Source organism: Flavobacteriales bacterium, assembly GCA_013001705.1.
Taxonomy (GTDB): domain Bacteria; phylum Bacteroidota; class Bacteroidia; order Flavobacteriales_D; family JABDKJ01; genus JABDLZ01.
In genome coordinates this window covers 1-6,500 of the sequence record JABDLZ010000029.1, presented here as the reverse complement: position 1 = coordinate 6,500, position 6,500 = coordinate 1, and the positions used below count along the sequence as shown (strand labels likewise).

10 protein-coding genes are annotated in these 6,500 nt (G+C 49.3%); 6 read left to right on the top strand and 4 right to left on the bottom strand.

The window, feature by feature from the left end; translation table 11 throughout:
- From HKN79_00905 to HKN79_00895, 3 genes are all read right to left on the bottom strand, one after another.
- Positions 1-776: hypothetical protein (locus tag HKN79_00905; protein ID NNC82109.1), on the bottom strand; the 776-nt coding region annotated here is incomplete at its 3' end.
- On the bottom strand, positions 773-1,651 hold the full coding sequence (locus tag HKN79_00900; GenBank protein NNC82108.1) for a DUF58 domain-containing protein: 879 nt from the start codon (positions 1,649-1,651) through the stop codon (positions 773-775). The genes HKN79_00900 and HKN79_00905, both read right to left, overlap by 4 nt.
- A 2-nt stretch (positions 1,652-1,653) precedes the next feature.
- Positions 1,654-2,685, bottom strand: a complete 1,032-nt coding sequence (locus tag HKN79_00895; GenBank protein NNC82107.1) for a MoxR family ATPase — start codon at positions 2,683-2,685, stop codon at positions 1,654-1,656.
- A gap of 192 nt (positions 2,686-2,877) precedes the next feature.
- Here HKN79_00895 and HKN79_00890 point away from each other — a divergent pair, with 192 nt between their 5' ends.
- The 3 genes from HKN79_00890 to HKN79_00880 are packed head-to-tail and all read left to right on the top strand — an operon-like array spanning position 2,878 to position 4,182.
- Positions 2,878-3,279: a nucleoside triphosphate pyrophosphohydrolase family protein gene (locus tag HKN79_00890; protein ID NNC82106.1), complete on the top strand. Its 402-nt coding sequence runs from the start codon at positions 2,878-2,880 to the stop codon at positions 3,277-3,279.
- Entirely contained in the window at positions 3,276-3,791 is a 516-nt protein-coding gene (locus tag HKN79_00885; GenBank protein NNC82105.1) for a DUF4442 domain-containing protein, read from the top strand. The genes HKN79_00890 and HKN79_00885 overlap by 4 nt, the downstream gene beginning before the upstream one ends.
- 22 nt (positions 3,792-3,813) lie before the next feature.
- Entirely contained in the window at positions 3,814-4,182 is a 369-nt protein-coding gene (locus HKN79_00880; GenBank protein ID NNC82104.1) for a phage holin family protein, read from the top strand.
- A gap of 54 nt (positions 4,183-4,236) precedes the next feature.
- Here HKN79_00880 and HKN79_00875 read toward each other — a convergent pair whose 3' ends face one another.
- Positions 4,237-4,656 carry a nucleoside-diphosphate kinase gene (locus HKN79_00875; protein NNC82103.1) on the bottom strand — a complete coding sequence of 140 codons (420 nt, stop codon included), beginning with the start codon at positions 4,654-4,656 and terminating at the stop codon, positions 4,237-4,239.
- Positions 4,657-4,749: 93 nt separating this feature from the next.
- Between HKN79_00875 and HKN79_00870 the strand changes: the two genes are divergently transcribed.
- The 3 genes from HKN79_00870 to HKN79_00860 form a co-directional block, all read left to right on the top strand.
- The gene (locus tag HKN79_00870) at positions 4,750-5,757 is read left to right on the top strand and encodes a bifunctional oligoribonuclease/PAP phosphatase NrnA (GenBank protein NNC82102.1); all 1,008 of its coding nucleotides are present in this window, start codon (positions 4,750-4,752) and stop codon (positions 5,755-5,757) included.
- Positions 5,754-6,269 carry a hypothetical protein gene (locus HKN79_00865; protein ID NNC82101.1) on the top strand — a complete coding sequence of 172 codons (516 nt, stop codon included), beginning with the start codon at positions 5,754-5,756 and terminating at the stop codon, positions 6,267-6,269. The genes HKN79_00870 and HKN79_00865 overlap by 4 nt, the downstream gene beginning before the upstream one ends.
- Before the next feature lie 29 nt (positions 6,270-6,298).
- The coding region (locus tag HKN79_00860) for a hypothetical protein (GenBank protein NNC82100.1) at positions 6,299-6,500 on the top strand (202 nt) is incomplete at its 3' end.

Here is a 6,500-nt window from a genome sequence, read left to right as displayed (position 1 = left end):
TGATCTTCAGACGAGAGTCCCTTATAACGGATGTCTTGCATGATCTCCTTGCTGGTCTGCTCCAATGCAGGCACTCCATAGCGACCTTCCAAGTACGCTCTCAAGGTATCAGTAAGCTCGCTGTAGTAGGTCTTCTTCTTATAGGTTTCTGGAGCTTGACTCTCGCGGAGTTCTTTCAGTCGGGCCAAGGCCTGCTCATGTATCGGAATCGCGGGCACCGGTCTCGGTCCGAATACATCTACGGTTCCCTTCCGTTTCAACCGCAGGATCACGAGCACAATGAGTAATAGAATGGCTGCAATAAGGAGATAGGGCCAGTTCAGACTCAACCAATCCTTGAAGGAAAAGGGTTCGTGATAGATCGGTTTGATGTCCAGAGGCGCTGCCGTGGTATCGACCTGCACCGTGTTGACACTCAGTAGCATGGCCTCTGTGTAGAATAGCTCATCATCGTAGGTGATGGGAAGCGGTCGAATGGCATAGTACCCGGAATCCCATGAGGTGATGATCAGGGCTTTTTCCAAGGTGTAGGTCTCTTCGTGGGAAAGAGTGTCTATGGGTAGACTCTCAACGATCTCAATAGAACGGTGCAAGGTGTCTTTCAGTTGAGGCCATTGTAGCAGGGAGGGGTCATTAACCCCAGAAGCAGTGATACGATAGGTGGTCTGCTCTCCGATACGGATGTCCAGTGTGTCCAGTCGGGTATCGATACGAACTTCTTGAGCAGAGAACATACCTGCACACATCAGCGCTATTCCGAGCAGTGACCCTCTCATCTGCGTTTGAATAGTTTCATAAGTGGCGAGATGTATTCCCCATCAGTGAATACCCGCTCGAAATCGACTCCGGCCTTTCGGAAGGATTCTTCCAGGGCTTGCTGATTTTTCAAAGAAGCGTCCCGGTAAGTTTCCCTCACTTTCTTGGATGACGTATCCACCCAGCGTTCTTCCCCGGTCTCTCGATCCAGGAATTGGACCAGACCAATATCGGGCATCTCCATCTCCCTGCGATCCGAGATCTGGAGGGCGATACAATCATGGCGCTTGCTGGCGATCTTCAATGGGTCGCGATAGGAATTATCCTGGAAATCAGAGAGAACGAAGGCGATACTCCGTTTCTTGACCACATTGTTGAGATAGCGTAGGGCTTCACCGATATCCGTGCCCCGGGACTCGGGTCTGAAATCCAATAGTTCACGGATGATCTTGAGGATGTGGCTTCGGCCCTTCTTGGGAGGGATGAATTTCTCCACTTGATCACTGAAGAATATCACACCCACCTTATCATTGTTCTGAATGGCACTGAAAGAAAGGACGGCAGATATCTCAGTGATCATATCCCGCTTGGTCATCACCTGTGTACCGAAATCATCGGAGGCACTCACATCGATGAGCAGCATCACGGTGAGTTCTCTTTCCTCTTCGAATATCTTGACATGCGGGATCCCGGTGCGAGCGGTGACATTCCAATCGATGGTGCGGATCTCATCTCCGGGAGAATACTCGCGTACCTCTGAGAAGGCCATTCCACGCCCTTTGAAAGCAGAGTGATATTCCCCACTGAAGAGCTGATTGGATTGCCTACGGGTACGCAATTCAATCCTCCTCACGCGCTTGAGAAGGTCGGTCGTATCGCGCTGTCGATCGGCCATGATCAAGGTACTTCTACTTGATTCAGAAGTTCTTTGATGATGTCTTCAGATGTTACATTCTCAGCTTCTGCCTCATAAGTGAGGCCGATACGATGCCGGAGGATATCAGCGGCTACTCCGCGTACATCCTCGGGTATCACAAATCCTCTGTGCTGTGTGAAGGCATAGGCCTTGGCAGCAATGGCCATACTGATACTCGCACGCGGTGATCCTCCGAATGAGATGAGGTCTTTCATGTTCTTCAAGCCGTAGTCCTCTGGAGCACGAGTAGCAAATACAATGTCCACGATATACTGCTCGATCTTCTCATCCATATAAATCTCACGCACGGTCTGACGGGCCTTTAGGATCTGTGCCGGTTCTACGATCTTATTGGGTTGTGGATAGGGCTTGGCGCTGATGTTGTTGCGGATGATCACCTTTTCCTCTTCGCGACTCGGATAGCCGATCACCACCTTCATCATGAATCTATCAACTTGGGCTTCAGGGAGGGGATAGGTTCCTTCTTGCTCGATGGGATTCTGCGTGGCCAATACGAGGAAGGGCTCAGGTAGTGTATGAGTCTCTGGACCAATGGTGACTTGACGTTCCTGCATCGCTTCCAGTAGTGCACTTTGGACCTTGGCGGGAGCACGATTGATCTCATCAGCTAGGATGAAGTTGGAGAAGATAGGTCCTTTCTTGACCAGGAAATCCTGATTGCGCTGATCATAGATCATGGTACCGACCAGGTCAGCAGGTAGTAGATCCGGAGTGAATTGTATGCGGCTGAAATCCACATTGATGCACTTGCTCAATGCCGTGATGGCCAAGGTCTTGGCCAATCCAGGTACACCTTCAAGTAGTATGTGACCGTTTGAAAGCAAGGCCAAAAGCAACTTTCCGACCATGTCCTTCTGACCGATGATGACCTTTTCCATCTCTAGGTCCAAGAGGTCGACAAATGCACTTTCTTGTGCAATGCGTTCGGTCAACGCCTGTATGTCTGGAGCTCCCGATCGTTCGGTTTGGGTGGATGTCACTGATTCTTCCATAAAAACGTCTGATTGATGCACGCAAAATTGACGGATAAGCAGAGGTCGTGGTCTAGCTGTGCTGTTAATATTTGTTAACACTCCTGCTTGGTGCTGTGAATATCTGAATTCCGCTGATCATGGGCTTATTTAGAGATTTGGAATTCGTACCTTACTCTAATCTTAAATCAAAATCCGATGAGCAAACTGACCTTGGAGAAGACCATTGAACACGTGAGGGATTTCCATGACGCATTCGGTATCGAGAATAGCGGATCACCCACCGTTTCACTACCTCCTGAAGAGATCGACCTGCGCTATAAATTGATGCGTGAGGAGAATGAGGAGTATCTGGACGCGGCCAAGAGCGGTGATCTGATAGAAGTGGCCGATGCTCTTGGAGATATGTTGTACATCCTCTGTGGGACCATCCTCAAGCATGGTCTTCAACACAAGATCGAAGCGATCTATGAAGAGATCCAACGGAGCAATATGTCCAAGCTTGGCCCTGGAGGTATCCCGATCTATCGGGAAGATGGCAAGGTCATGAAGGGACCCGACTATTTCAAGCCGGACATCCAGGCGATACTAGATAGGGAAGAAGAGATCGTATGAAGTCTGCCGAACTTCTCGATCGATTGATGGCGGGAGCCAAGCAATCTGCATGGGGTCTGAAGAAATTGAATTTCACTCTCCTAAGAGTGATCCCCTTCAACCTTCCCCATAAGTTCAAGATCACCCGGATCACCGATGAGTTGGTAGAGACCGAGCTTCCTTTCCGTAGGAAGAACCTGAATCATCTGAAGGGCATCCATGCCTGTGCGATGGCCACATTGGCCGAGTATACCACCGGACTCTTCTTGCTATCCAAATCGAGTTCTGGGGGATATCGGCTGATCATGAAGAGTATCCATGTCGAGTATCACTATCAGGCTAGAAGTAAAGTGACCGCATCCTTCGGGATGAGTGCAGAGGAGTTCGACCGGAAGGTCAAGGCTCCACTGGAACGGGATGGACTGCTTCTGGATGAATTCTCGGTCAAGCTCTATGATGTAGATCAGAATCTTGTGGCCACTGGTACGATGGAATGGCAGCTAAAGGATTGGAAGAAAGTCAAGAGCAAGTGATCGGATATGTACCTTTAGCTGAATGAAACTACTTCTTAAGATCGCACTCTCCACCTTGGCCGTTTTCGGACTGGCCTATCTCTTGAATGGAATCGTGGTAGACAGCTGGCAGAGCGCCTTGTTGGTCGCCATCATTCTCGGATTCCTCAACACGTTCATCCGGCCGATTCTCATCTTTCTTACCATACCCATAACCATCATCACTTTGGGATTGTTCCTCCTGGTGATCAACGCTGGGCTTGTCCTTCTCTGTGATGCACTGATCTCTGGATTCAGCGTGCACAGTTTCTGGTGGGCCTTGGGCTTTTCGATCCTGCTGAGTATCGTTCAGAGTATCCTATACAATATGTTCGGGGTGAAAGGCAAGAAGAAGCAGGCCCGCTCGGAATAAAAAAAGGCCACCTGTCGGTGACCTCTTCTTGTATCAAATATCTTGAATCTTGAATCAGAACACCTCGCGTCCAGCGAAGTGGAATGACCCTTCGATCTCCGCATTCTCATCGCTATCCGATCCATGGATCGCATTGGCCGCAATGGACTCAGCATATAGCTTGCGGATGGTTCCTTCAGCAGCTTCTTCTGGATTGGTCGCACCGATCAATTCCCTGAAGTCTGCTACAGCATTGTCTTTTTCCAAGATGGCGGCAACGATAGGACCCGAAGTCATATACTCGACCAGTTCTCCGAAGAATGGACGTTCCTTATGGATTGCGTAGAAGGCCTCTGCATCGACCCTGCTTAACTGCGTGAATTTCATTGCCTTGATGATGAATCCAGCTCCATTGATCTTCTCAAGTATTGCTCCGATGTGACCATTCTCGACCGCATCAGGCTTGATCATCGTAAAAGTTCTTTTCCCTGCCATTTTCTATTCTGTTTTTTAAGCGGTGCAAAAGTACTGCTATATCCATTGTAGACAAGCCAATGGAGATACCCATCAAGCAGATACTTTCGCAGCATGGTATTCAGTCAAGAAAGAGTAGATGCATTTAGAGATCTGCTCTCTACATCCTCGCGGATCATGGTCATAGGTCATCGCTCTCCAGATGGAGATGCGATAGGGAGTTCGATGGCCATTACGCACTTCCTGCGCTCCTTGGGCAAAGAGGTGAGCGTATGGATGCCAGATGCCTTTCCCGATTTTCTCAGCTGGATCCCAGGAGCGAGCGATATCCGTATCTATGAAGGGAGTGGTAAGGAGGCCAATCGCATCATGGCCGACAGTGATCTGATCCTCTGTATGGACTTCAATCGGAGCGATCGCACAGGTCCCATGTCGCAGGTGTTGATGAACACAGAGACACCCAAAGTGGTCATCGATCATCACTTGTATCCGGCCGATGAATTCGTAGTCACATTCTCAGAGACGCAGGCGAGCAGCACCTGTGAATTGGTCTATCGCTTGATAGAGGCTATGGGAGAGAAAGAGCGCGTAGGAATGGACATAGCACATTGTGTGTATTCTGGCCTGGTGACCGATACCGGATCTTTCAAGTACAATGTCCATCCGCATACGCATCGGATCGCTGGAGAATTGGTCGATCTCGGTCTCAATAGTGCAGAAGTGCAGAGTGCGCTTTTCGACACCCAATCCGAACAACGCTTACGCTTATTGGGATACGCCTTGAGTGAGAAGATGAGATACTTTCCGGCACACAATGCCAGTTATATCACCTTGAGCAAAGAAGAATTGAAAAGATTCAACTACAAGAAAGGGGATACAGAAGGCTTAGTGAACTATGGGCTGAGTATCGCAGGTGTCAAGTTCACGGCATTGGCATCAGAGAAAGATGGTGTGGTCAAGATCTCATTCCGCTCCAAAGGAGATCTGGATGTGAATGTGATCGCCAATGAATATTTCGGAGGAGGAGGCCATAAAAATGCGGCCGGTGCGCGTTCTGAAGAAGGTCTTCTTAGGGTAATTGAGATCATCGAGGGTATCATCAAAGGACTTCCTACAGCATGAGAGTACTATGTATCATATCGATAGCACTAGTAACCGCGATGGCGTGTAAAGAGAAACCTCAGACCCGTCAATTGAGCCCACAGGAGATGGAGGAACAGTTGATCCAGATGAACGAGCGGATGACCGGTCAAGAAAAAGAATCGATCGAAGCGTACATCCAGGAAAAAGATTGGCCCATGGACTCTACAGGTACAGGTCTGCGCATATGGATATATGAGGCCGTAGCTGGGCAAAAGGCTATACCTGGTCAGGTCGCTGAAGTAAGCTTTGTGGTGAATCTCTTGGACGGTACGGAGTGCTATCGGACTCCTGAAGGGGAGACCCGTACATTCAAAGTGGAACAATCCGATGTGGAATCCGGATTACATGAGGCCATTCAGCTCATGAGCGCTGGTGACAAGGCCAAGATCATATTGCCATCCCATCTGGCCTATGGTCTGGCCGGTGACCTGAACAAGATTCCACTCAAATCGACCCTGGTCTACGATATCACACTTCACTCCCTCCGATGAGGCTTTCCTCTATTCTTTTATTCATCTGTATGCTATGCGCCTGTGGTCATGATCCTCATCCGGGGTACAGTGAACTCGAGCGAAGTGGCCTGCCCTTTAAGGTGCTCAGTTTCGATGAGCAAGGTGTATCGATAGGTCACACAGATATGGTCAAATTCCACATGTCCCTGTATAGCGGTGACTCACTCTGGTGGTCTACGGATGAGGTGCGAGTGATACAATCGGATTCAA

Bases quoted from the DNA above. Each gene is read 5' to 3' on its own strand.
- HKN79_00895 (NNC82107.1), bottom strand. From the start codon at position 2,685: ATGGAAGAATCAGTGACATCCACCCAAACCGAACGATCGGGAGCTCCA.
- HKN79_00875 (NNC82103.1), bottom strand. From the start codon at position 4,656: ATGGCAGGGAAAAGAACTTTTACGATGATCAAGCCTGATGCGGTCGAG.
- HKN79_00900 (NNC82108.1), bottom strand. From the start codon at position 1,651: ATGGCCGATCGACAGCGCGATACGACCGACCTTCTCAAGCGCGTGAGG.
- HKN79_00870 (NNC82102.1), top strand. From the start codon at position 4,750: ATGGTATTCAGTCAAGAAAGAGTAGATGCATTTAGAGATCTGCTCTCT.
- HKN79_00865 (NNC82101.1), top strand. From the start codon at position 5,754: ATGAGAGTACTATGTATCATATCGATAGCACTAGTAACCGCGATGGCG.
- HKN79_00885 (NNC82105.1), top strand. From the start codon at position 3,276: ATGAAGTCTGCCGAACTTCTCGATCGATTGATGGCGGGAGCCAAGCAA.
- HKN79_00880 (NNC82104.1), top strand. From the start codon at position 3,814: ATGAAACTACTTCTTAAGATCGCACTCTCCACCTTGGCCGTTTTCGGA.